The organism is Shewanella scandinavica (genome assembly GCF_031932065.1).
In the GTDB taxonomy this organism is placed as follows: Bacteria; Pseudomonadota; Gammaproteobacteria; order Enterobacterales; family Shewanellaceae; genus Shewanella; species Shewanella baltica.
This window is the reverse complement of sequence record NZ_JAUOES010000008.1, coordinates 71,637-95,264: the sequence shown is the minus strand read 5'-3', so window position 1 is coordinate 95,264 and position 23,628 is coordinate 71,637. Positions and strand designations below refer to the sequence as shown.

The 23,628-nt window shown below is 46.7% G+C and carries 22 protein-coding genes; 3 read left to right on the top strand and 19 right to left on the bottom strand.

What is annotated here, in order from left to right:
- The first annotated feature begins 50 nt into the window (after positions 1–50).
- On the top strand, positions 51–773 hold the full coding sequence (queC, locus tag Q4Q50_RS08900; protein WP_311899094.1) for a 7-cyano-7-deazaguanine synthase QueC: 723 nt from the start codon (positions 51–53) through the stop codon (positions 771–773).
- On the top strand, positions 770–1,366 hold the full coding sequence (gene rrtA / locus Q4Q50_RS08895) for a rhombosortase (RefSeq protein WP_311899093.1): 597 nt from the start codon (positions 770–772) through the stop codon (positions 1,364–1,366). The genes queC and rrtA overlap by 4 nt, the downstream gene beginning before the upstream one ends.
- Positions 1,367–1,443: 77 nt before the next feature.
- On the opposite strand, the gene uvrB is transcribed toward rrtA, so the two are convergent.
- The 18 genes from uvrB to Q4Q50_RS08805 form a co-directional block, all read right to left on the bottom strand.
- Positions 1,444–3,450 (bottom strand): excinuclease ABC subunit UvrB, encoded by a 2,007-nt coding sequence (gene uvrB, locus Q4Q50_RS08890; RefSeq protein ID WP_311899092.1) that lies wholly within the window; start codon positions 3,448–3,450, stop codon positions 1,444–1,446.
- Between the two features lie 700 nt (positions 3,451–4,150).
- Positions 4,151–4,912, bottom strand: coding sequence for a DNA adenine methylase (locus Q4Q50_RS08885; protein WP_311899091.1), 762 nt, complete (start codon positions 4,910–4,912; stop codon positions 4,151–4,153).
- Between the two features lie 145 nt (positions 4,913–5,057).
- Positions 5,058–5,279: a hypothetical protein gene (locus Q4Q50_RS08880; RefSeq protein ID WP_311899090.1), complete on the bottom strand. Its 222-nt coding sequence runs from the start codon at positions 5,277–5,279 to the stop codon at positions 5,058–5,060.
- Positions 5,276–7,126, bottom strand: a complete 1,851-nt coding sequence (locus tag Q4Q50_RS08875; RefSeq protein WP_311899089.1) for a hypothetical protein — start codon at positions 7,124–7,126, stop codon at positions 5,276–5,278. The genes Q4Q50_RS08880 and Q4Q50_RS08875 overlap by 4 nt, the downstream gene beginning before the upstream one ends.
- Before the next feature lies 1 nt (position 7,127).
- A complete protein-coding gene (locus tag Q4Q50_RS08870) occupies positions 7,128–7,430 on the bottom strand; it encodes a hypothetical protein (protein WP_311899088.1) in 303 nt (100 codons plus the stop codon).
- Positions 7,430–8,383, bottom strand: a complete 954-nt coding sequence (locus Q4Q50_RS08865; RefSeq protein WP_311899087.1) for a hypothetical protein — start codon at positions 8,381–8,383, stop codon at positions 7,430–7,432. The genes Q4Q50_RS08870 and Q4Q50_RS08865 overlap by 1 nt, the downstream gene beginning before the upstream one ends.
- An 11-nt stretch (positions 8,384–8,394) precedes the next feature.
- Positions 8,395–10,869 carry a hypothetical protein gene (locus Q4Q50_RS08860; protein ID WP_311899086.1) on the bottom strand — a complete coding sequence of 825 codons (2,475 nt, stop codon included), beginning with the start codon at positions 10,867–10,869 and terminating at the stop codon, positions 8,395–8,397.
- A gap of 12 nt (positions 10,870–10,881) precedes the next feature.
- Positions 10,882–11,247, bottom strand: a complete 366-nt coding sequence (locus Q4Q50_RS08855; protein ID WP_311899085.1) for a hypothetical protein — start codon at positions 11,245–11,247, stop codon at positions 10,882–10,884.
- The gene (locus tag Q4Q50_RS08850; RefSeq protein WP_311899084.1) at positions 11,244–15,170 is read right to left on the bottom strand and encodes a tape measure protein; all 3,927 of its coding nucleotides are present in this window, start codon (positions 15,168–15,170) and stop codon (positions 11,244–11,246) included. Before Q4Q50_RS08850 ends, Q4Q50_RS08855 begins: the two co-directional genes overlap by 4 nt.
- 119 nt (positions 15,171–15,289) lie before the next feature.
- Positions 15,290–16,036, bottom strand: coding sequence for a phage tail tube protein (locus Q4Q50_RS08845; RefSeq protein ID WP_311899083.1), 747 nt, complete (start codon positions 16,034–16,036; stop codon positions 15,290–15,292).
- Between the two features lie 20 nt (positions 16,037–16,056).
- Positions 16,057–16,497 carry a phage tail terminator protein gene (locus tag Q4Q50_RS08840; RefSeq protein WP_263178239.1) on the bottom strand — a complete coding sequence of 147 codons (441 nt, stop codon included), beginning with the start codon at positions 16,495–16,497 and terminating at the stop codon, positions 16,057–16,059.
- The gene (locus Q4Q50_RS08835; RefSeq protein WP_311899082.1) at positions 16,497–16,952 is read right to left on the bottom strand and encodes a gp436 family protein; all 456 of its coding nucleotides are present in this window, start codon (positions 16,950–16,952) and stop codon (positions 16,497–16,499) included. Before Q4Q50_RS08835 ends, Q4Q50_RS08840 begins: the two co-directional genes overlap by 1 nt.
- Before the next feature lie 2 nt (positions 16,953–16,954).
- Positions 16,955–17,467 carry an HI1506-related protein gene (locus Q4Q50_RS08830; RefSeq protein ID WP_311899081.1) on the bottom strand — a complete coding sequence of 171 codons (513 nt, stop codon included), beginning with the start codon at positions 17,465–17,467 and terminating at the stop codon, positions 16,955–16,957.
- Positions 17,468–17,548: 81 nt separating this feature from the next.
- Positions 17,549–18,469 carry a Mu-like prophage major head subunit gpT family protein gene (locus tag Q4Q50_RS08825; protein WP_063884385.1) on the bottom strand — a complete coding sequence of 307 codons (921 nt, stop codon included), beginning with the start codon at positions 18,467–18,469 and terminating at the stop codon, positions 17,549–17,551.
- Positions 18,469–19,626, bottom strand: a complete 1,158-nt coding sequence (locus Q4Q50_RS08820; protein ID WP_311899080.1) for a phage protease — start codon at positions 19,624–19,626, stop codon at positions 18,469–18,471. Before Q4Q50_RS08820 ends, Q4Q50_RS08825 begins: the two co-directional genes overlap by 1 nt.
- 95 nt (positions 19,627–19,721) lie before the next feature.
- Complete coding sequence (locus Q4Q50_RS08815) at positions 19,722–20,429, bottom strand: hypothetical protein (RefSeq protein ID WP_012089159.1); 708 nt, start codon at positions 20,427–20,429, stop codon at positions 19,722–19,724.
- Position 20,430: 1 nt separating this feature from the next.
- Positions 20,431–20,859 carry a hypothetical protein gene (locus tag Q4Q50_RS08810; protein WP_311899079.1) on the bottom strand — a complete coding sequence of 143 codons (429 nt, stop codon included), beginning with the start codon at positions 20,857–20,859 and terminating at the stop codon, positions 20,431–20,433.
- Complete coding sequence (locus tag Q4Q50_RS08805; protein ID WP_311899078.1) at positions 20,860–21,951, bottom strand: hypothetical protein; 1,092 nt, start codon at positions 21,949–21,951, stop codon at positions 20,860–20,862.
- 299 nt (positions 21,952–22,250) lie between these two features.
- On the opposite strand from Q4Q50_RS08805, the gene Q4Q50_RS08800 reads away from it, so the two are divergent.
- A complete protein-coding gene (locus Q4Q50_RS08800; RefSeq protein WP_311899077.1) occupies positions 22,251–23,132 on the top strand; it encodes a hypothetical protein in 882 nt (293 codons plus the stop codon).
- A gap of 41 nt (positions 23,133–23,173) precedes the next feature.
- Here the strand turns inward: Q4Q50_RS08800 and Q4Q50_RS08795 are convergent, their stop codons facing one another.
- A complete protein-coding gene (locus Q4Q50_RS08795; protein ID WP_012089155.1) occupies positions 23,174–23,626 on the bottom strand; it encodes a phage virion morphogenesis protein in 453 nt (150 codons plus the stop codon).
- Between the last annotated feature and the right edge of the window lie 2 nt (positions 23,627–23,628).

Here is a 23,628-nt window from a genome sequence, read left to right as displayed (position 1 = left end):
TTACACTAACGGCCTATTTATGCGTGTTCTACGGTGAAGTGAAATCTTTTATGTCAACGAGCTTAGTGTCAAAACCCTTAGTGTCCAAAGCAGTGGTAGTATTCAGTGGCGGACAAGATTCGACAACCTGTCTTATCCAAGCCCTAACCCAGTACGATGAAGTACACGGGATCACCTTTGACTACGGTCAACGTCACCGCGAAGAAATTGAAGTCGCCAAATCCTTAGCTAAACGCTTGAAAATCACCAGCCATAAAGTCATGGATGTCACCTTACTCAATGAGTTAGCGATATCGGCGCTTACCCGTGATGCGATTCCCGTTTCACACGAGTTAATGGAAAATGGCCTGCCGAATACTTTTGTCCCAGGGCGTAATATTCTGTTTTTAACGCTTGCGGGGATTTATGCCTATCAATTAGGCGCGCAGGCGATTATCACCGGCGTATGTGAAACCGATTTTTCGGGTTACCCAGATTGCCGTAACGATTTTGTTAAAGCGATGGAGTCTGCCTTAGTTCAAGGTATGGATAAACAACTGAAGATCATCACGCCCTTAATGTGGCTCAATAAGGCACAAACCTGGGCGCTGGCGGATAAATATTCGCAACTCGAACTGGTTCGCCACCATACACTCACTTGCTATAACGGCGTGATTGGCGATGGTTGTGGCGATTGCCCAGCTTGTCATCTGCGTAAACGGGGGTTGGACGATTATCTACAGGATAAAACCGCAGTCATGGCTTCACTCGACGCTAACGAGCCTAAGGCATGACACGCAGTCCCTATTGGGTTGCGCTGATAGTGAGTTTGATATGCGCGGGTTTGTATGTCGCGGGCTTAGCCAGTCCCGCTGTCGACAACCTGCTCGCCTATCGCCGCAGTGCCATTGCTGATGGCGAATGGTGGCGCTTAATCAGCGGTAATTTATTACACACCAATCAGTGGCACCTGTTGATGAACCTTGCAGGTCTGTGGGTTGTGCTGTTTTTGCATCATTTCCACTACCATCTCAAAGGCTTAAGCGCGCTATTTCTTGTGTTATGTCTACTAGAAGGTATAGGTTTATATTTGGGCTATCCGCAATTACTCGGTTATGTCGGCTTAAGCGGTATGTTGCATGGCTTATTCGCCTACGGCGCGGTGCAGGATATCGTCCGCAAGCTGCGCTCGGGCTATCTGCTACTCGTTGGCGTGTTCATCAAGGTTGTCCACGAGCAGCTTTACGGCGCCAGCAATGATATCACCGCCATGATAGGTGCGCGCGTGGCAACCGAAGCGCATTTGGTCGGTTTAATCTGTGGGCTGATTTGCGCTTTAGTGGTGTTCATCACGTTGAAGTTTCGCCCCGTAAAAGTCGCCGCTTAATTCACCAGCACAGATTAAAAAGCCGTCACAGCATAATTGCTGGACGGCTTTTTTTGATCTTGAGTGCCGAGGTCAATCTAGGCCTTGATCAACAGATCCCGCAGATGTTTAACTTCATCACGCATCGCCGCCGCTTGTTCAAACTCTAAGTTGCGCGCATGTTCGTGCATCTTCTTCTCAAGCTTATCGATTTGATGGCTCAACTCAGTTGCATCAACTTTGTGGTAATCGGACTTAGACTCTGCCACTTTGCCATACACAGCTTTAGTGTCACGACCATCATCCACATCCATCACATCTGTAATACGTTTAACCACCCCCTTCGGAATGATCCCATGTTTTAGATTATGAGCCCGCTGTTTTTCGCGGCGCCGCTCAGTTTCACCCATGGCTTTGGCCATCGAATTAGTAATACGGTCAGCATAGAGGATCACTTTACCATTGACGTTTCGCGCGGCTCTGCCGATAGTTTGAATAAGCGAGCGTTCTGAGCGCAGGAAGCCCTCTTTATCCGCATCTAAAATACACACCAATGACACTTCTGGCATGTCCAAGCCTTCGCGCAATAAGTTGATCCCAACCAATACATCAAACTTACCTAAACGCAGATCGCGGATGATCTCCACCCGTTCGACTGTGTCTATGTCCGAGTGCAAATAACGCACTTTTACGCCATGTTCGTCGAGGTATTCAGTCAAATCCTCCGACATACGCTTGGTCAGTGTTGTGACTAATACCCGCTCATTCACCGCCACCCTTTTGGCGATTTCGGACAATAAATCATCCACTTGAATACCGACTGGGCGCACTTCTAATTCAGGATCAAGTAACCCTGTCGGCCGCACGACCTGCTCTGCAATCTCGCCTTCGCTCTTTTCTAACTCGTAGGCACTTGGCGTCGCCGACACATAAATGGTCTGCGGCATCAATTGTTCAAACTCTTCAAACTTGAGCGGGCGGTTATCTAATGCCGACGGTAAGCGGAAACCGTATTCCACGAGCGTGGTTTTACGGGAACGATCACCTTTGTACATAGCGCCGATTTGCGGCACAGTCACATGGGATTCGTCGATAATTAATAAGCCGTCAGCGGGCAAATAATCGAGTAAGGTTGGCGGCCCTTCCCCAGGAGCACGGCCAGACAAATAGCGCGAGTAGTTTTCGATACCGGAGCAGTAACCTAACTCCACCATCATTTCCACATCGTATTGCACTCGCTCATGAATACGCTGCGCTTCGATTAACTTATTGTTATCGAGTAAATATTGTTTTCGCTCACGCAGTTCTTCTTTAATGAACTCAGTGGCGGCGATAATTTTTTCCCGCGGCGTCACATAGTGAGTCTTAGGGTAAACCGTCGTACGTGCTATCCGTTTAATAATATGGCCCGTTAACGGGTCAAACTCACTTAAACGCTCAATCTCATCGTCAAACAATTCAACACGAATGGCATTACGCTCAGAATCGGCGGGGAAAACATCAATCACTTCTCCACGCACGCGATAGGTGCCGCGCTGCAGTTCAATATCATTACGCGTATATTGCAACTCACTGAGACGGATTAAGATATCACGCTGCCCCATCACATCGCCTTGGCGCAGATGCAGCAACATTTTTAAATAGGAATCGGGATCACCCAAACCATAAATGGCCGACACAGAGGCGATGAGCACCACATCTTTGCGCTCTAACAGCGCCTTGGTCGCCGACAGGCGCATTTGCTCAATGTGGGCATTTACTGACGCATCTTTCTCAATAAAGGTGTTAGATGCAGGCACATAGGCTTCTGGCTGATAGTAATCGTAGTAAGAGACAAAATACTCGACCGCATTATGGGGAAAGAACTCTTTCATCTCGCCATAAAGTTGCGCCGCCAAGGTTTTATTCGGCGCCATGATAATTGTCGGGCGACCTAACTTTTGGATCACATTGGCAATCGTAAAGGTTTTACCTGAGCCCGTCACCCCAAGTAAGGTTTGGCAAGCTAAACCCGCTTCGAGTCCATCGACTAATTTGTCTATCGCTGTAGGTTGGTCGCCTGCGGGGGCGAATTGCGATTCAAGCTGAAAAACAGATTCTGACACGCGCACATATCCTTTTAATGAGTCGCCCCATTCTAATCAAGTCACCGACTAAGCTCCACAGTTATCCTTACTGTCGCCGTTCATTACGCAGCAACACCGCCAGATGACAATTTAGTGGAAGAAACATGAAACTTTTACACCAAGTCATTTTCAACGATTTTTGCTTACAAAACACCCGCAAACTAAGCAAAAATGCCAATTTAATACACAAGAAATCAATTTCGTTCGATTACAAAATTGCAACCTGATTTACCCCCTCAACAAAAACCACTTGCTTTTAGTATGCACTTGATAATGCTTACATTTATTTTTGAACCCCAAAATAGTGCATTTTAAGTCCGCCGCCCATACGCCAAGGCTTTGACGGCCGTTTATTAGGACAACTCACAGGGTTATCCACAGATTTTGTTGATAAGTCGAAATAACCTAGAAACCACGCGGGATTGGAGGCTGTCATGCCACTGAATAACAGCCAGTCAACATTTGGTAATTTAATTACATTTGATAAATGTTGCTACTTGTTGTAGCGCGCCACGAGATTTGATAAACGAATTCACCTAAATTGAAAATTAGTGATTAATCAATTACTCGTTGGTTCACTTAGTCTGATAAATATGGGTTCACTCAATTTGATAAACTTCTCAATAAGCCCCCTAAATCGAGGGCTATTGAGTCTTTTCTACTTAGTTAATACGTTGGTCTACCAGTTCCAAATGAGCAGTTCTTGCTGCTCTCCAGAGCGTTTTGAGCCTCCTACCGTGTAACGTATTCCAAGCGTCTTCATTTGTAGTCCAGCAAATGCCTCGCGCATTTCGGGGATGTCATTCACGCTGATCACCATCTTGCCTTTGATTGTCTTCGCAAGCTCGGCCATCAAGGCATATTGCTCTAGTCCAAAATCTACACCATAACCTGCGGTACTCCAGTAAGGCGGGTCTAAATAGAACAAGGTTTCTGGCTTATCGTATCGTCTTACGCACTCAGCCCAGTCCAACCGCTCGATATAGGTTCTTGCCAAGCGTAGGTGAGCAACGCTGAGATCTTCCTCAATCCTTAACAAGTTCAAACCAGCGGGGCGAGACGCTGAACACCCAAAATTCTGACCTGATACTTTCCCGCCAAACGCCAGCTTTTGAAGATAGTAGAAGCGACTCGCTCGCTGAATATCGGTTAGTGTTTCAGGGTTAGTATTCTTCTGCCATAAAAACTCTTCACGGCTAATTAAAGCCCATTTAAAGTGCCTTATAAACTCCTCTAAATGATGTTTAATGACTCGATAAAGATTCACCAAGTCGCCATTCAAATCATTAACGACTTCCACCCGCGCTTCGTCTTTGCTGAAGAACATTGCAGCACCGCCGCAGAAGGGTTCTACATAGGTATGGTGTTCAGGGAATATCGGTAAAATCTGCTTAACTAATCTACGCTTACCGCCCATCCAAGGGATAATCGGTTTTGGCATGTGAGCCTCCTTTTTTAGGATTTTTTATGCTAGGCTCGGTTCGCCGTGTCGACGCGGTGAGGGAGCCTTGGTTGGCTCACAGGGTGCAATCCTGTGTGTTGACGGTCTAGCAGTGTTGGTAGCATTGCTAGACCGCTCTCTTTTATCAAATCTCTAATTCAACATACGTCAGGTCGGCGGCTTGGCCTTGGATCTGACCATCAACGATATACACTTTCCCACTGGTGACTGAGTCACCCAAAACGGTCTGATAACTGCCATCGGCGTGCTGTACTGTCGTGGTGCCATTCGTCACGTTAATCACAGTGGCAACACTTCGCTGGGGCCTAGGGTTTAAGTTCGCTAAGCGTTGATAGATGTTGCTCATGCTGCCACCTCATTTCGCAACAGCGTCACGGTCTGATTCACAGTAACCATCCCCGTTGACTCATTAACGCTGCCGCTTATGCTGAAGCTTTCACACACTGACTTAAACACCTCGGCACCTTTGCGAACTCCAATTAACATGCCTGGGCGCATGGGCGGTAAATCCGCCATTACCTTAGCGCGAATGCTGTTTTGCACCTTATTACCTGCGTTGGCTAATTCGGCCGTTGCGCGCATTCTTGCGGCTTGATTATCAGTGATTAACTTATCCACTATATCAGCAGTAAAGTTGTCACCAGCGGTCCCGAAACGTTTCACTTTCGCCGCCACGCCTTGTTGCTCACCACGCACAAACACCGCATTAGCATCGGGACGAATATCGAGACGCTCGTTAAATTCGAGGATCACTCCATCGTGCAAAATCACATCGGGAATAGCGCTTGAGGTATTCCAAGGCACGACTGGCCACTGAGGGATCACCGTTATAGTCTGAGTTTCATCATTCACATCGAGCATGGCCCCAATGCTATTTGCCATCATGTTAATGGCTTCAGCGGGAGTTTTAGCGGCATAACTAAAGGCGTTTGCAGGTACAGGGTAATCACTAATTTTACTGGCGACAGTCCACCCAGTATTGGCCACAATATCGGCCATTAAGCCAATAAAGCTGCGGGCTACCACGTTCACATAGTTGATGGCCTTTCTGTTCGGGCTGGCGAGTGTGGCTAAGCGACCTCGACCTGTCGCGCTATAACTGGTTTTGCCGAAGGCTTTAGATTCGCTGGGAGACTCACAAAGCAGGTAAAAGTCATAGCCGTTAATGCTTATTTTCAGCAATTCATTAGCGGCACGCTCGGCATCAATACGGGATGAAAACGCTAAGCTTCCGCTACTAGCCCATTGCGAACGGGACTGAGAAATGGATACTGATTTGAGCACCACAGCAACGCCGTCACTCACACGAACACAACTGATTTGAGGCTGCATGAGGTAACTCCTTCTGATTTGCGGTTCGATAGGGATCTTAAAATCAATTGTGGGTAAAGATGGATTTGTGCCTATCAAGCCGCCGCCATCGTCCCAGTAGCAAACGTTCGGTGAGGCCGTAAATCTAAGCTGTATTGGGCTGGTTGAGTTAATCCAAGGCTTACTGAAACGCAGCGTGACCTTACCCACTGGCGGTACGTATTTACTGGAACATACCCAACGCGCTGCATGGGGAGCCCATGCCACAATCTTGTTATCACCTTGGCTTTGAATATTGGTATAGCTAAGCGCTATCTCAGTAGCTAATTGCTCACCGATATGCAGTTTAACGGTAATTTGCTGGCTCTTGGCGGCTGCTTGTAACCACTGCATCTCAAGCATTGTCTGCTGCAGGTTTGGCACTATCCAATTGCTCGTAGCTTGATGGCTATGGGACTGAGGTACCAACCAATTCATATTGAGTAGAAAAGGTACCAACGCATTCCATTGCCACCCGAAGGCAAAAACTTCCCTAGCTAATGGCGGCGTATTCCATAACATTGTGATTTGCTGCTTTAAGCTAATGCCATCCCATACAAAAACGGCATTAGCGGCATGTGATTGACTGCGATTACTAATAGTGATTTGCTGCTCAATACTTTGACCTTGATGAAAAACTATTCCGCAAGCCACACCGATACTGCCAGCCTTAATTGGTATTTCTGGTATTTCAGGATCGGTTTCATCACCAAAGCGTAAGGTAATAGGTGACTTACGGTTGTTCCAATTTTCATCAAACCTTAGAACTATGCCAGCTAAGTCATCAACAAATTGCAACTTAATTGGTGAAACTCTGGCACGCCAAAGCTTGTCAAATTTCATACTATTGACTCATGTTGACAGTATTAGCATCAATCAACTCTGCCATTACACCATCTACAAACTTACAGTCATATACCTGAGAATCATCAAGTATACCGACTAACAGCTTATTAGAATTGGTGTATAAAAAAGGCACTAACAATTTGGCAATACCTGACGATGGACGCAGGGTATTAGTGATAATTTCACCTGTGGTTCGGTTTATAACCATGAGGCGTTCAGCATTAACATCCATGTTAACCTCAACAAGTCCCAATGGTCTGACGCCTATTGGTGGTGGTTTAATGAATAATATTTTAAACATTAGTACCATTCCTCAATATTGAGCCACATATAATTATTGTACCCACGTAACAGTTGATATTTAACACCATTAAATACCCTTTCTGTGGGCCAAGTTGCATTACCATACCCACAGAATGGCATTGCGTATAGGCCGGGAACTGTACCCCTATATGCTGGATTTTTACTGCTATATAGGGCAAGTAGACCATCCACATCAACAGCGGTACTGGGTGATGACATGACAATCATCGCTGGAAGTAATACAGGATTTATACCTTGAGATTCCAGTGTGTAATTCGAATTAGGGATTTGAATTGATAGGGCTTGAACATTAATAGTATGAGGAATTGCAAGGGAATTACCATCAACACCATACATTCTACCTGTGCCGGTATTTGAGCTAATTGCGACTGAATGCGAATAGTTAACTGCGGACATATCAGCTGTAAAATTAGGTGCACAAATGGTAAATCTAGTCACATCATTTGGATAATTACTATCAATATCACCAACGAAATAAACCACTTCGTATTGCGATGAGTTTAAGTAATTTGTATTAGTACTTTCAAATCTAGGTAAAATATAAACTCCCGCTGATGTACCAATTACAACCCACTGGCTATGAGCCGATGAGTTGTAATGCACAAACCTGTAGCTAGGGTGTGTGAAGTTATCCAGTGCCGACATTGCAGAGGCTGCACGAACATACAGCATCGTATTGGCGGTGTTCCCCCCTGTTGTAGACCAGAACTGCACAAAACCACCACTACCCTCTGTGGTAGAATTGCGAAATGCAATCTTGCTCGTTCCTGCATCTTCAAATGCAACAGACCAGCCTAAACCAGCCTTTGCACCGTAACCTGTAACTAAACAGGCTTTTAATACTGCGATGATTTCACTCGGGGTTGGGTTTGCACCTAACTGCGGTGCACCCGCATCATCCCACCTGTAAACTGTAACTGGTAATCCCATTGTAATTGCTCCTATGACTCGTTGCCGAAAAATGACAATACGGCTTTATCTGTAGTGATTTGACTGTGACCAACCTGCACATTGCGCAGCAACATAATTGGGTTTGAAGCCGCGAACGTGGCGAAACGAATCGCTTCGCCTTGCTGCCAACCGCCACCCCATGCACCTGAGCGAATGATGAAATACGGGGAATTAGTCAGTGGGTTAATGGGCGCAAAATCATTGAGTGTGTCACCTGTGGCGATTTGGCCAAGACGGCGGCCAACACAACGAAATGCGCTGGCTGAGGTCATAATCAATACCCAATCTTCATTCACTGCAGTGGTGTTTTTGACTTCAAACGGATAGTCAACCGCATTCACGTTGCCCGTAGCTGGGTCGCCATCGAGGTCCCAATTGTTGGCCCATGCTGTCATATCCCGCACGCTGCCAACACGCGCCTGCAGGTCGCCAAGAATTTGCACACTGGCTAATGTGGTACCTACCGGATATTCACGGGCTAAGGGCTTGGCCAGCACAACGCTATTGCCTGAAAACGATGAAACTAGACCGAGTTCCATAATGGTATCGCTTAGCACAAACGGCGCAGTAAACCCCGTAAAATCACTGTTAATCGTGACCGTTCCGGCCACCTTGTTTACGGTGAAATGGTCATTATTAGTGGTCCATAGGCTGGCACCATTGGCATCGGTGATATTCACAAACTGGGCATTTTCACGAATCGTAAACACAGTGCCGACAGAGCCTGTGACTTGCTGCACTTGAGTATGAGACAGCGCGACAGTGCCCCAGCGTCTGAACATATCGACAATGCCGTCATTGGGGATACGCAGTGGGTTTAGCCCATAAATTTCGGCGGGTGGTAGCTGGCGCAATTGGTCGGTAATGTCATAGCGCAGCGTGGTCAAATCCACCGGATTGGTAAATAACAGTTCAACCAAACCATCTACGATAGTGCCGCTAATGCCACTGCCCGTTATCACGCCTTGGTTGTCAGATGAGGCGCTGATAATGGCATGATCGGATATCCGTTCAACCTGCACGTAAAAGCTCTCTAACAATGGGTTAGCCACACTCAAGGCAAATTTAGCCGTAGTATCGCCTGCAGCCGCTGCAGCGGTTGATTCAACTAAACCTGAATAGGTCAGTGTAAAATCACCACGGCTTACCGTTTGCTTAGTTACCACCCCAGTAAAATAATCAATGGTCGCCAGCAACTCAGTGGTGTCATACAACTTACCGATACCGCTATTCACATTTTCAAATACATCCTGAGGAACATAGTTACTATCGGCAAACACAGCGCGAGCTTTGATACTGCCAACCGTTAGCTGCTTATTCGCTGGGAATGCACTAGCGCTTGAGTAAATGCTGTATTTGTAAGCAGAAACATAATAGAGCGAGACAGTGGGATTATAGGCAAAGCGCACATCAGGCCGTAGCGTAACGGTCACGTTCCCTGTCCCGACAGTAATCGACTGAACTAAAGCACTACTCCCTCCGAAAACGCCATAAGGATCTGTTGATACTGCAGTGACAACATCAGTGTCTATCAGTAAATCCGCTGTGGTGAAGGTATAGCTGTACGTCCCTTGGGCACTTGGCTGACTAATTACTTTGCGGATCACTTGGCTAACAGTGGCATCGCCGTTATCACTGCCACCCGTGATGGTATTGCCGGGCTTTGGCGCTAAAGTGGTGATCGCAGGCAGTAACGATAATTGAGTCGCGCCCACAGCTAAACTTACCCCGCTGGCGGCGGCAGTCAGCTTAGTTACCCCGTGGAATTTCAATGGTGATGCAGTGTTAGATAATCGCAAGCGAGTGCACTTACTCTGGCCATTGATTTGCAAACCTGGTTCTGGTGTCGCAAACGGTATCGGCGGCTCGAATACAACTGTGCCCACTGCGCCAGGCACTATGCTAGTACGAGTGACTTTGCAAAAATGGGTTTTGCGTGGCCATGCCACGTTTTCAATGCCAGGATATTCCACGGTAATACAGATAACTTGACCAACCTGCAAATAAGTGGTTTTCCAATAGTCTCGGTCATTAAAGCGATAAGACGACTGCAGGTAATCTGAGGAAAAGGAGTTTTGATTTACAAGGAATCCTGGACCACCTTCACGGATCAATTCCCCTGCAGTGACTGACGACTCAATGATCTCTTTCATATCTGTCATGCGAGACTCATCATCCAGCGCGGCAGACTCGATCATGAATACGTTAACTAATGGGTCTATCGGTGGCTCACTGATAAACACATGTGCATCAATCAAAGTGCTGGTGTCTGGCGTATCGAGCGCAGGGAACGCTTTTACAATATCGATACTTGATTGGGCATGGTCGATATCGGATATCGCTGAAAATAGCTCGTTAAGCAAGCCTGACTGCACTGCGTTCTTAGTCCGTTGGCCGCCAGCCTCATTACTTGAACCCAGTAACTCTGGCTTAAATACTTTTAAATCTAAACGGGAAATAGTCATATTAAACGGCCTTTAAACGGTGATTAACTTCAAGGTGATAGCCTCGATTTCGTCGGGGTCGGTATCGCTGTAATTGATCGCTGGCGTGCCGCTAATGGGCTGTTCTCTGTAGTCCCACATCACAGTTAATGCAGTGCCATTGATATCCAGGCTAAAGCTGTTCGCGCCCTTTGAGTTGGCGTGGGCCTCAAGGGCGTTAAACACCGCTAATGTTTCTGCATCGCTGAATAACACCACAGGGCGCCCCGCTTGTTTGGCGGCCACTTCAACATGCTGTGAGCCATCGAGAGCAAACTCAGTGCTACTCACAAAGGGCGTATAACCAAAGCGGTTAAGCCAAATAAAATGCGGTAATTGAAGCGTGTCTAAGGTGATCATGAGGTGGCCTTAATCTGTTCTAGTTCGCGCAAAAACAGCTGCTTAAACTCATCAAGCAAATCGGCTTTCACCACATTACCCGACGGCATTGCCAGCTCTAGCCGATAAATTTGTATGCTGCCGCCTGTGTTCTGATTGCTCACCGATGGCGAAGTGGTTTGGCTTGAGGGACTGCGAGTGGAATTCGTCGCGGTGCTTGCACTGCTTGATGCACGCTCGATCGCCTGTGCGTTACGTTCTGCCGATTCAGCTTCGATTTGTTTTAGCTTAGTACTGTAGATTTGCTGACTCAGTTGCAGAGCTTCTTGGGCACTGGCGACGGACTCTTTATCCTGGGCTGTGCGGGCAGCATCGAGCTGCGCCTTAAGCTCAGCCTGTTGCTGTTCATAGCGGCGTTTCTCGATAGCGGCTTGGTTATTGTTGAGCTGATCCATCTCATCTTTGAGACTGCCCAAGGTCGCGTTGATATCGTCACGCAGGCCAAGAATACGATCGCGTGTAGCATCAATGGCCGCTTGCAGTGGCTTAAGATCTTCGTCGCCTAACTCGCGTATATTCCACTTTGCCTCGCGGCTAATTTGATTGACACGAGCTAGGCTAATGCTTGAGCTTTCGAGTTCTTCAGTCCATTTACGGGTCAGTAAGGTTTCATTAATGATCTGCTTTTCGCGGATAAAAGCTTGGTTACTGAGCTGCGCCAGCACACCCCAAAAGCCAGTATTCACCCGCATATTGTTCATGATGCTTTTAGTCAGCTCATTAACTCGGGCGTTAAGTTTTTCGGTGCTATCTTCGTTAAAATTGAACTGTTTGTTTAAGTGAGCATAGGCACCCGCAAATAGGTTTACATACTCAGTGGCGCGGCCAGTGGTTTCCTCTAATTGTTCGAGTTCTTGGCGTTGCTCAATTAAGGTTTTAGTGGTCTTTTTTACCTGTTCATCAGTCTCTTGCTCACCATCTTCCAAACCGCCCATTAAGCGTTGCAATATTCTTAGCACTTCAACTAAGCGTTCTTTTTGTCGCAGGTATTCTTCCGCCGTGATGCCGCCGTCTTTATAGGCTTGTTCGAGCCTTAACATCTCGTCAGATACAGCGGCATACTTACTTTTTATCTGTTCATAATTAGCCGCTTCGAGTGCCTGAACCTCACTGAGCTGCTTAGTTTGGTCACTTAACTTGCCCTGTAAACTAATCAGATCTTGTTGGGCTTTTGCTTTGGCTTTACTCGATACCGTCGAGCTGTTCATCACATCACGGCATTGCTTCAAACGGGCTTCAGTTTCTGCCACTGCGCGGCTTAGCTTGGCTTGCTCGGGTGAAAGTTCCTTCACGCTGTCTGTATAGCCGTATTGCTTCGCAGTCAGCTCGCTCAGTTCCTTGGTTAGTCCAAGGGTGGCGGCTTGCGCTTTCAAGGTTTCTGGTACCGCAGCACCCGTCGCTTCGGCGGCTGTTAATGCCGCTTTCGCCCAGGCTAAAAACGCATCCTTTTGTTGCTCAATCGGTTCACGGTTGTTCTTAATCAGATTAAAGGCCGCTTCGGCTTTCGTATTCACCTGCTCTAAGGCATGGCTACTGGTCAGCCCTAAGTCCTTATAGGCTTGCTCCAATGCCTCGGTGCCCTTAGCCGTGGCATCTAGATAGGTTTGCTGCTCTTCAAACTTGGCGCGCAGTATTGTGAGTAACTTAACGTGGCCTTCGTATTGCTCCCCCGCCGCCTTTAACGGCACTAAGGCGGCGTCAATTTGGCGAATGAAACCGCCCATACCACCTTTAACGCCATCGAGCGTTTTAGTTTGTTCGCTTAAGGTAAAGGTCAGACGCAGCGCTTCTTCAACTGTTAATTTAATCGGCTCAACGACGTCAACGGCAGCCTGTTTGACTTCTTCCATGGCTTTAGCGGCGTTCTTCCACTTACCCGTGGCGTCGTTATAAATCAGTTTGCCTTCGTCTACCGCCTTGTTGAACTCGGCCATAGTGGTAAAGGCAACGCCCGTTTGCTCACTGAGATCCTTAAGTGAGTACTCCAACTGTTTGGCGCTAGACGCGGCAGCGCGTTTAGACTTTGCCAGTGCATCTTCAGCAATCAATAACTCTTGGTATACCCGAGCAACCTCGATCAACTCGCTAATCAGGGCTAAGTACAAACCCGCTTTAGCCGCTGCTGCCAAGGCGGTTTTAAGTTTGCCAGCAGCTAAGGCCGCGCCATCACTCGCCGCAGTGGTACCCATGATCGCGCCAGTGTAAAGACGCATCACGCCGATGGCGGCATTGGCTCCAGTAATCACATCACTAAAATAGCTACCGACTTTTAACGCGAGAAATGCCTTAGCCACAAAACCAATTTCATCACGGAAGTGGTACAGCATAGCCGCGCCATCTTGCACCGCTGAGCCTATGCTCACGATCGTGTCGCTGACTTGCTGCGCCCATTCCTTTAAACGGCCATCGGCGGCCATGGCGGCAAACTCAAGATTCAAATCACTGATCTGGCCCTTAAGCCAATCAAGTGCACCGGACTGAGCCACGAGATCATAGAAGGATGAAAGGTTATCTTTGAGGTTTGATACTTGGCCACTGAGCAAAGCCATCTGCGCCGCTGCGCTGCCATTAGCTGCTCGGCCCATTTCATCAATCAAGCCTTGGATCACATCGCGGCCAAGCTTGCCTTGCTCACTGAGTTTTTGCAGTTCGATGGTGTTCTTGCCCGTGACCTTAGCCAGCATGTCCCATACGGGCACGCCGCGCTCAATCAACTGCAGGATCTCCTCACCCTGTAGCTTTTGTTTTGCCCAGGCTTGGCCGAGTGCCAAGGTGATCCCCTCGACCTCTTGAAAACTGCCACCCAGTTTAAAGGCTTGATCCACAATCGCCTTCATGGTGCCGTTCATAGGATCGAGGCCAAAGGCTTTGGCCTTCACAAACGCTTGATTGACTTCGTTCAGTTGTAGCGGCACATCGATGGCGAATTGCTTTACCCAAGCGGTGGCTTGTTTGCCAGATTCAAAACCGCCCATCACGGCATTCATTTGCACGCCAAGACGTTCGAATTGATCGCCCGTGGCAAAGACATCCTTCACCGCTTGGGCCACGCGGTCAAAGCCCAAATAAGCACCCGCTAAGGCGGTCACTTGGCCGATCACGCCACGCAGGGAACTGGCATGATCACGGGCGCTGGCATTGCCCTTAGCTAACTGATTAGCAAACTTATCGACATTGCGGCCAGTGCCGTCAAATTCGGCGCTTAACTTGCGCTGCGCTGTGGTCAGGTTGTTGTAGTCAATGCCCGATTTCGACAGAGCATTTTGCAGCTTAGTGTGGCTGGATGATTGCTGCGCTAACTCGCGCTGCATTTGCTCCAGCTCTTTTTCGGCCACATCAATAGAGCGTGCCAACTGCACAAAAGGCGCATCCGTTTGGCTGGCACGTTGCTTTAAGTCCTGCAGTGCTAGGGCAGCAGCAGTGACAGCAAGCTCTTGTTGTTCAAGCTCATTGCGTGACCGCTTAAAGGTGTTGATCAGGTCTTGCTGGTTAGCCAGTTCATCGAGCTTATTGGCTAAGGTATTGGCTTTTTGGCTGGTCGATTGGCTGCTATCGCCTACGTCATCAAGCCCAGTTGCTAAAGGCTTGAGGTCATTAGTGAGCTGCTCTGTTTGGTTGCTGGTATTACGGCCGCTTTGGGCCACTTGCTCTAACTGCTCGCTTAACGGATCAAGGCTGTTTTTAAGTTCATCAACTTGATTCGCACCCGCTTGGCTGGCATCACTCACGCCATCGAGTTCATCAGCGAGCGCCTGCGTCTTAGGATTCGCCGCATCCGACTCGGTGCCGATGCGCTTAAGCTCATCGACTAAAGCCGCAATGTGTTGCTTGCCCGTGGCTTCTGCCACGATCCGCAAGGCGAGTTCTAAGGTTTTATCAGCCATGGCTATCTCGTTAATGCTCTCGTTAGTATCTAAATAATCGGTGTTTAAACGGCGGTTAAATGGGGATTAAAGGGCATGGCAATTGAGTACGGCCATGCCCTTGGGTTAAGCAAAACCGCTTACGCATCCAGCTCTAGGTACTCGAACGGATGATCCTTACCCGCGACTAACTGGGCTTTACCCGCAAGGGTGGCGCTCACAAACTCGCTGGCGGCAAAATCGAGCGCCGCTGTTGGCGATAAGCTGGCGTCGAAAATTTCGAGCTTAATCGGCTTGCCTGTTTCGAGGTTTTTACCTTCACCGAAGAGCCGCGCGCGGGTTTGGGCACTAATGCCACCACGAACTAGCGTGCCGGAAATGGCGTTATGTTGGCCTGTCACCGTCACCGCGCCGCCCGCTTCAATTGCGCCGCCTTTTACGGCACGCACTAGCCCTAGGGCATAGTTCACCTCATAGTCAGTGCCCAGCACTAAGGTGGTAGCGTCTTTCTTCACCACAAAACCGAGGGCGGCAAAGTTACTTTCAGGTAGCTGTATCCAACGTTGATTGGTTGGTAAGGTCACGGCTTCATCAGTTAGGGTGCCGCTGCCTGTATTCAGCACTTGGGTATCACCCAGCAGTGCCATGGCAATCAATTCGGCGGGTTGATCGTCGAATGACCATTCCACCTCAACAGGCTTGGCAATTTTCACCACGCTTAAGGCTTGGCCGTAGCTGTCTTTCTTTTTACTGCCACGTACCTTTTCATCGGCATCGGTTTTAATGGCGAGCTTAGTGGTGTTGATGGGACCAATGATCCCCGTTGATTGCCCTTGGGCATTTAAGCGGTCAACAAAGAAGTTGCCTGCGACTAATAATCCACTCATGGTGAGTTCCTCTTAGGTTGTTAAGGTTTGAATCTCAAAATCACACTTAAAGCCACGGGGTAATAACCGTGGCTTTTAGTGAAACGGGGTTTAACGGGACTGTTAACGCGCACAAAGGGGCCAAGCATCTGACCATCCACCGCAATGGACTTACCCACAATCGCGTTTAACAGGCTGACTAATAGCTCACCTGCTTGGCCTTCGTGAATAGATAAACGGCAAGCCAATACCACAAGCCAAGTCTGCTTAATTTGGCTGGTGTTGCCGCCTTGTGCGGTATCCGCCAGCGTATCGCCCATATACAGCACATGGGTGGCGGGGGTGATTTGGCTGCGCTCATCCACTTCACTTAGCTCATTAGCTTGATAGACCTTTTTCAGCTTCTGGCTCGTCACTAATGGCTCAAGCAGTTGAGTCAACGCATCACCTGCAGCAAGGTAGTTATCTTTAATCTCAAACATCAGATAAACCCCTTAGACGATGCACGGCCAAACACGCTGCCTGCACTTTCGATACTAACCACTAACTCACTTTGGTTAGCGACTTCACCCGTATCAGCTAGCCCCAAACTGATATCGCCTTTGCTCACTGCGGTTAAAAATTTCACCACAGCGGTATAGCGTTTCTCGACTTGTTCAGGGGCTTTATCGCCATACAAGAAGTAACGGGCGATATCGCAGCAGTTACGCTCCAATACGGCGGGAACAGTGGTTAACGGCAAGGTGTAACGGCCCACGATATAGCCATCAATTTCAGCCGCAGCATCACGCAATGCTTGCTCAAGCATGACGGTATTGATTTCCCCAGGCACACTGTCTTCGCGCTCGGTGAGCAGCATTAAATCCTGTGCACCAAAGCGACTCAGCATGTTGTCAGAGGTGGCGTACATGGCTCTTGTGATGGCTAAGTCGGCCATGGCTATTCACCTGCTGTGTTAGTTGCGGTGCCCGATTTATCAGTGTTTTCCGTTTCAGTGCTAGGCATTTCAGCGCTTGGATTAGCCGTTTCGTTTTCACTTGGCACAGTGACTTTTACTGCCTGAATCGCACTAACTAAGTCAGTTTTATTCATCGAGTTAACACCCGTGATCGCCAAGTCTTTTGCCAGTTCTTTCAGCTCTTTTGCTGTCAGCTCACCCAAGGCTTTCTCTTCACCATTGGGCTCTTTCACGCCTGTGAGCGTGCCTGTGATATCGGTACCTAATGTCTGATCACCGTCTGGAATGTCCACACTCCCCGACGCTGGTGCCATATCACGCACGGATACCTTAAGGCGCTGGTCAGCTTCAAACGCTGCGACTTGCTCATCCGACAACTCGGCCAGCGGTATAAGGTTTTCGCCTTTGGTAAGCGCCATGCCCGCACGGCGATAGCCAGTATGCGCAAGACAGATAACCAACAGGACTTGAATGTTCTTAGAAGGATTCGCCATTTCATTGTTACCTCACTCGATGTTGGGGTGCAGGCGCATCCTTGTGCCTGCGATTCGCTGCTCAAACTTAGGGGTGAACACCTAAAGCTGCGGCACCACTAAGATTTCAAACTTGCCCTTAAGCTCGTTGTTCACTGTGGTTCCGCCTTCATCAATCAGCTCACGCTCAAGTAGCTTGCGGGCAGCTTGTTCGAGTGATGCGGGCACCACCAACAAGTTCGGGCGAATTTTGAGCTTCTTACCGCCATCACGGGTGAAGGCCGTCATCTTCTCGTAGCTGTCCCACAGGTTGGTTGCGTTAAGGGCACGCTTGTTAGCAAAGGCCATCTGCCAGAAACCAAAGCCCGCTTCACAGCGCATATCGGTACCGAACTGGAACTCGTTATTGGTCCATACCGCTGGGTCGGTTGGATTAAACAGGGTGTTTAAATCCAGCTTGCGGCGCTCTTGGAAGATGAGTGGCTTTAATGGGCGCGTGGTATCGAGCAAGAACCATGGCTCACCCGTATAGGCACCATCAGCCACCATGTTGGCCACAGAAACATCGGCACCCGTGCCATCGTGCTTGGCATTCACAGGGTGGTCGGTGTCGAAGAAGTTTTGGCTGTCATAACAGGCAGTGGTAAAACCATCAGCTAACAGAGCAAACACCAGATCATCGGGGAACTCTTCACCTTCCTGCGCCAATGCCTGCACCATAGGTTTGTAAGTGCCAATGGTGTCGTCTTCAACATCATCACGACTAATGCCAATCGTGGTTTCAAACGTCTTGTTGGTGATTGAATAACCATGCTCTTTGATGGAGTTGATCACCCGCGCACCAATCCATTCGCGCATAGTCGGCATTGAGCCTAACCAGCCATAGGTATTGGACTTAGTATTGCTTGGCACGACTGAGGCAATTTTTAAATACAGTGGATCAGTCTTAGCTAAAGCATTTTGAAACTCGCTACGCACCATAGTGCGCAGAGCTTGTAATACTGGGGCGTTAATAGCAGCCATTATTTGTGCTCCTGATCAGCGGCGATAGCTTTAGCAAAGTCAGCGTGCGACATGCCCCAAGAATCGGCCATTTTGATTTCGTCGGCAGTCAGTGCCGCGAGTTTGGTTTCCTTGTCCTTGATAGGATCGGGAACTGTGGTGGTTTGCTTGGCCGTTAATGCGGCAATAGCCACACGCTCACCCAAGTTGGCTGTAAGCGCCGCCATGGATTGCTTGCCTAACTTGGTTAGGTAATCACGTTCGCACTCAAAGGCTTTGCCTTCATCTATCGCCGCCTTCACGGTTTGCTCAACGGTAAGCACACCGTTTTCAGCAGTTAGCGCAACCAGCTGCGCGCGCAGGGCCGCGACCGTGGCCACAGGAACGTACTGGCTTAGATCAACCGAGGGCGATGTAGCACTCAGCGCGGTAAGCTGTTGCTTTAAGCCATCAACGCTATTTGCTGCCGTGGTTAGCGTATTTAGTGCAGATAGCGCCGCGACCTCTTGCTCAGCGGTTAAAGCTGTCACGTCATCGGGAATTTCAACGCCCAAGGCAGCTAAGATTTTTTTAAGTAATGGGTTCACATGGAGTTCCTCCGTGTCGGTGGATTGGATAGGTTCGTGTGGATTGAGGCTTGTATTAAGTGCAGCCAGAGCAGCCAATGATGCGAGTGGCAACATGCCATCGACACCAGGGCGGTTAGTTAACGCGGCTGAGTGGATAAATTGCGGGCGGCCAGTGCTGGTGTCATAACCGAACACTAGGCTGAAGTACTTGTATTCTTTGGCAGTGAGATAAGCGATGGCGTTATCGGTAAAGCGCGGCTTAATAAACAAGCCCTGCCCTTGTCGATATTGCACGTCATCGATGTTGAACCAACCCGCAGCGGGTGCAGGCTGGCCATTCTTCTCTTTGTTGAGGGTTTGGTGTTCGTAGTCAATAACCAGATCACCAGTTTTATGGGGGGTATTTGCTTGCAGGGCCGCGAACGCAACGCTATCCATCAACCACTTGCCACCAGCCACATCATCAGGGCGACCATCTACGCTGGCAAAGTGGCCATCAGGCAGCGCCTGAATGTAGCCATCTTCACCAACCACAAAGGCGGCTTCTGGATTGACATTTAACTGGCTGCTTAAGGCGGCAAAGCCCAAAGCGATGGATGTTGCAGGCATAAAAAAGGCACTCTCAATTACATTGGAGTGCCTATGATGATCTCGCTTGACTCGCTAGCGGATTGGAAAGGTTTCGGGATTAGACTTATTTAACTTCATTTACAGCATTTAAGACAACTGTGGCTACAATTTTTTCTTGTTTTTGCACTTTTATCAGAAGCAACATCATGAAGTGATACAGTCAAATGCTTAACTTTGAATAGCTGCCCAGAACTCTTATGTCTATGAACTGTATAGAAGTATCGTGCACCTTCTTCTAGCGGGTCTTCGAGAAACCTTATACTGTATTCAGATTCTTCAGTCTCCTTTTGTAGAAGATAATCTCTCCATTTTTGCAGTACTTCAGTGGGATTAGACAAGCGACAATATATAAGTAATGCACCTTCTTTCTGAACTTTGGAGCCTGTTACATACCTATCAACAAGTTGCCTAAAGCCTTCCATAATATGTGTATTACTATTATCTAACTTAGCTTCTCCCAGCCAAACGAAATTATCTCTAAAATTTATCGAGAAATCACAATTCCCATTATAATATGCATCTTGCTCGGCAAGAATACCAGTAAACCGAAATGCATTAACCATTTCTAATGTAGTTCTATCTTCCGAGTCACGAGCTCTTAAGTGGGGATGCATATCAATTCTACTTATTATCAAGTCTAATGTTTCATATATACAATTTATGAATGAATCATAATCCCTTCCATATAAATCTCGCTGAAGTCCTAAAGTACAATTTGGAAGCCAAAGGTTTAAGCTACCATTTTCCACTTGTTCCAACGTCATTTGTTCAAGGCCATTCATGCTATTTCACCTCAACATCTAACTGATGAAATCTATTAAGAGAAAACAAGATGCAAACCTTACTCTCATAGTCATAAATTAACTCGCCTGTATTTGGATGTACAATTGAACCATGTAATTTAGCATCTAACAATTCTTCTACGCTCAATGGGTGCCACAAACCATTATCTACAAGAAAATAATTTACCTTTAAAAATTCAATGTGTTTATCAAGTAGGTAGTTTATTATTATTTTAACCTCATCCTCACATCCTAGTTTAACTACACCGCTTTTTATTGCTTCATGATAAATCTGATGAAAACCTATGTTGCTATAATCATTTCTTAACGCACGTTTTTTGAAATACTCAAAAACAAGCAAGACAATTTTCAGAGAGTTATCACCTCTCCAGTCATTTTTTATCAATGCTTCTATCTGACTAAAGTACATCTACACATGACTTCCAAAATATGATGACTTACAATCCTTTATCGATTGAATAAAATAATCGTAATCATTTTTAGAACAGCAATCTGATAATACCACATAACTTAGATATGGTGATGCATCACCAGTCATCCTGGAAACTCCTGGGAAATATAATTCAGAATTATATTGTTCACTTCCGATTTTATTAACTTTTTTTACGGCTATTCTAAATAATTGAATATCAGAAACCTTCTCAACTCCGGCTTTATGAAACAACTGTTGCCTAAGATCATGATGACCCAACCTCAATCGCTCATGATGAATTACATCACCTACACAAAAACCAAGTTCACATGCACGATCTTGATGGTTATGGTAAATTGCAGGGATTAAAGTGAAAAAATTTAATCTAGCGAAATTTTTAGCATCTAATTCAACTACTGTTCTCAGGTCTTTATAAAATACGTCTCTTAGTAAATTAAATGAATTGTCAGTGTCGTCCTTAGATAAATAAGCTGCAGTATCTAATTTTAGTTCAATAGTAGAATCAGATTTTCTCAAATAGACTGAATCATAATAACGTCTAGTTATTCGTCTTTTTGCTCTTATGTCAAAAACACCATCCAATGAATCAAAGACATCAGTATCTTTTAAACTAGAGACGCTGATTGGAAATGTTTCTACCATGCTTTTTACAGATGCATATACAAAGTTAATACCATCAGCATCTTCTGAAACATGTGTTAAACAAGGAAGTTCACTCAACAGTAAGTCAGTATTTTCATCAATGTAAGGATAGTTTATTGCAACAGCATCAATTGATGGTTTTACCATGGTTGCATTCTTATATATGAAAAGGAAGGCTTTATGATCTACTTCATCTACAGATACCGTTTTATTAAAGTACAAGAAGTGGTTTTTGTAGAACTCATCTAATTTTAAAAAAGAGTCCCTAACAATATCATTCATCTCGTACTCACGCCATTTATTAGCAGTAGCGGCAAGCCCTCTAGCAAAATCGAGCTTGGCATTAGTACCTAAAACTCTAAAAATACCCCATGACACTCTTTTTTCTAAAGAGTTAATAATTATATTTCTTTTAACTTCATCCATCCCTAGCTCCAAAGTCATAATTCACTTTATTTTTATAAATCACATCACTTTTTAAATGTTAAACAAAAAAATGATTACGATGCAGAATTTTTATCTTAGTTATGTTCAATAAATACGATCAGACCAATCATACCCTACTTTAAAACCCATTTAAATCCTTTGTAAAGCGTTTAAGTGGTTTAGCGATAAGCCGTTGTACCAAGTTGAGAACTAAGACGCTTAAATCGCGTTTTAGAGCTTTGCGCTTAAAGCCCTTCCACTTAGAATGGTGGCCTCACTTTGACCTCCAAGGACGGCATATGACCACCAATCCACCTAAGCTATCCCAAGCCGAACAGACTCAAACCGACAAAACTGCAATCCCCTTTAAGAAAATCATTGTTCCACTTGCAATTTTCGCAGCTTGTTTACTCGTTCCATACTTTTGGAACTTTCATGGAGCTTGGGGGAATCAAGGGGATTTTGGCGCGTTTGGGGATTTCTTTGGGGGCATACTCAATCCAATTTTAGGCTTTGCAACCGTTACTCTACTTATCTGGTCACTAAATATTCAATTAAATGAGTTGTCATTATCACGGAAAGAGCTATCTCTCAGCCGCAAAGAACTCGCCCTTACCCGCCAAGAACTAGCAGAAACCAAAGAAGAGACGGCTCTAAGTCGTAGGGCAATGGAAGCACAAGTTGAACACTTACAGAAAGAAGCAAAACTAAATGAGATAACTCGCCTTATCAACGACCTCAAAATCAAAATTAATGTACAACTTTCAGCGAAATTTGTACCCCATGCATTCCGATTAGATTCTCACATCCAAAATATACATGAAGATTTTTCTACCTTCGCGAGCATAATAAATGATCCAATTGAGCACAGTTATTTTCGGATTTGGTATATACGAAAAGCACAGCGTGAAATTCAAGTAGATAATTTTGGTCAAACTATGCCCAATCCTAATGCTAAAGGTTGGTGTGAACTTGAACGGCTAGTCACCTGCTTTTGCAGATTAATAATTAAATACGATGAAATAAGCCCAAGCGATGAATTTAATTCTGTTTACATTTATGAGGCTTACAACTATCTAGCCCCTCTTTGTGAGACATTAAGAAGTGAACAACTAATTAAAACAATGAAGGATCTTAATTTCGAATTTATAGCAATACCTAAACCACGACTCGATTTTTGAGAATCCCACGTCCATCTCAAACAGCCTGATTAGTGCCTGCGCTAAACCAAATAATCCCCCAAGATCCCTAACATAGACTGCTCATCCTCACGGCTTACGCCGAGGTATGGTCGTGCCGGAATACCCGCTGGGCCTGCAGGCATATCATCGGTGCCACCAAACTGGTGAATAGCGGCATAGATTTTATTGCTACCAATCGCTGCCCAAAAGTCGCCGCTGTCGGCAGTCACGCTGGCAGCTAGCCCGCCAGCACTGGCCTGCAGTATCTTACCGCCCTGGCGTTTAGGGTTAGCCTTAAGGTAAGCATCACTTAAGGATGCCCAAGCTTGACCTGTCGTGGGATCGGCTTCTGCTGCAAACGCTGATTCGGTGGCAGACTCTAGAACGGCGGCGATATCGTTCATTGGCTCGCTTAAGTCGTCGAGCTTATCCATCAAGCTAGTCAGCACCTGCATTACAGTGTCATTGCTGAGGGTGATATCAATCTTGCTCATGT

Bases quoted from the DNA above. Each gene is read 5' to 3' on its own strand.
- Q4Q50_RS08815 (WP_012089159.1), bottom strand. From the start codon at position 20,429: ATGAATGGCCTTGAACAAATGACGTTGGAACAAGTGGAAAATGGTAGC.
- Q4Q50_RS08850 (WP_311899084.1), bottom strand. From the start codon at position 15,170: ATGGCTGATAAAACCTTAGAACTCGCCTTGCGGATCGTGGCAGAAGCC.
- Q4Q50_RS08870 (WP_311899088.1), bottom strand. From the start codon at position 7,430: ATGTTTAAAATATTATTCATTAAACCACCACCAATAGGCGTCAGACCA.
- Q4Q50_RS08820 (WP_311899080.1), bottom strand. From the start codon at position 19,626: ATGCCTGCAACATCCATCGCTTTGGGCTTTGCCGCCTTAAGCAGCCAG.
- Q4Q50_RS08865 (WP_311899087.1), bottom strand. From the start codon at position 8,383: ATGGGATTACCAGTTACAGTTTACAGGTGGGATGATGCGGGTGCACCG.
- queC (WP_311899094.1), top strand. From the start codon at position 51: ATGTCAACGAGCTTAGTGTCAAAACCCTTAGTGTCCAAAGCAGTGGTA.
- Q4Q50_RS08825 (WP_063884385.1), bottom strand. From the start codon at position 18,469: ATGGCTGCTATTAACGCCCCAGTATTACAAGCTCTGCGCACTATGGTG.
- Q4Q50_RS08795 (WP_012089155.1), bottom strand. From the start codon at position 23,626: ATGAGCAAGATTGATATCACCCTCAGCAATGACACTGTAATGCAGGTG.
- Q4Q50_RS08840 (WP_263178239.1), bottom strand. From the start codon at position 16,497: ATGTTTGAGATTAAAGATAACTACCTTGCTGCAGGTGATGCGTTGACT.
- Q4Q50_RS08835 (WP_311899082.1), bottom strand. From the start codon at position 16,952: ATGGCCGACTTAGCCATCACAAGAGCCATGTACGCCACCTCTGACAAC.
- Q4Q50_RS08805 (WP_311899078.1), bottom strand. From the start codon at position 21,951: ATGGATGAAGTTAAAAGAAATATAATTATTAACTCTTTAGAAAAAAGA.
- rrtA (WP_311899093.1), top strand. From the start codon at position 770: ATGACACGCAGTCCCTATTGGGTTGCGCTGATAGTGAGTTTGATATGC.
- Q4Q50_RS08800 (WP_311899077.1), top strand. From the start codon at position 22,251: ATGACCACCAATCCACCTAAGCTATCCCAAGCCGAACAGACTCAAACC.
- Q4Q50_RS08860 (WP_311899086.1), bottom strand. From the start codon at position 10,869: ATGACTATTTCCCGTTTAGATTTAAAAGTATTTAAGCCAGAGTTACTG.
- Q4Q50_RS08855 (WP_311899085.1), bottom strand. From the start codon at position 11,247: ATGATCACCTTAGACACGCTTCAATTACCGCATTTTATTTGGCTTAAC.
- Q4Q50_RS08810 (WP_311899079.1), bottom strand. From the start codon at position 20,859: ATGTACTTTAGTCAGATAGAAGCATTGATAAAAAATGACTGGAGAGGT.
- Q4Q50_RS08830 (WP_311899081.1), bottom strand. From the start codon at position 17,467: ATGGCGAATCCTTCTAAGAACATTCAAGTCCTGTTGGTTATCTGTCTT.
- Q4Q50_RS08875 (WP_311899089.1), bottom strand. From the start codon at position 7,126: ATGAAATTTGACAAGCTTTGGCGTGCCAGAGTTTCACCAATTAAGTTG.
- Q4Q50_RS08880 (WP_311899090.1), bottom strand. From the start codon at position 5,279: ATGAGCAACATCTATCAACGCTTAGCGAACTTAAACCCTAGGCCCCAG.
- Q4Q50_RS08845 (WP_311899083.1), bottom strand. From the start codon at position 16,036: ATGAGTGGATTATTAGTCGCAGGCAACTTCTTTGTTGACCGCTTAAAT.
- Q4Q50_RS08885 (WP_311899091.1), bottom strand. From the start codon at position 4,912: ATGCCAAAACCGATTATCCCTTGGATGGGCGGTAAGCGTAGATTAGTT.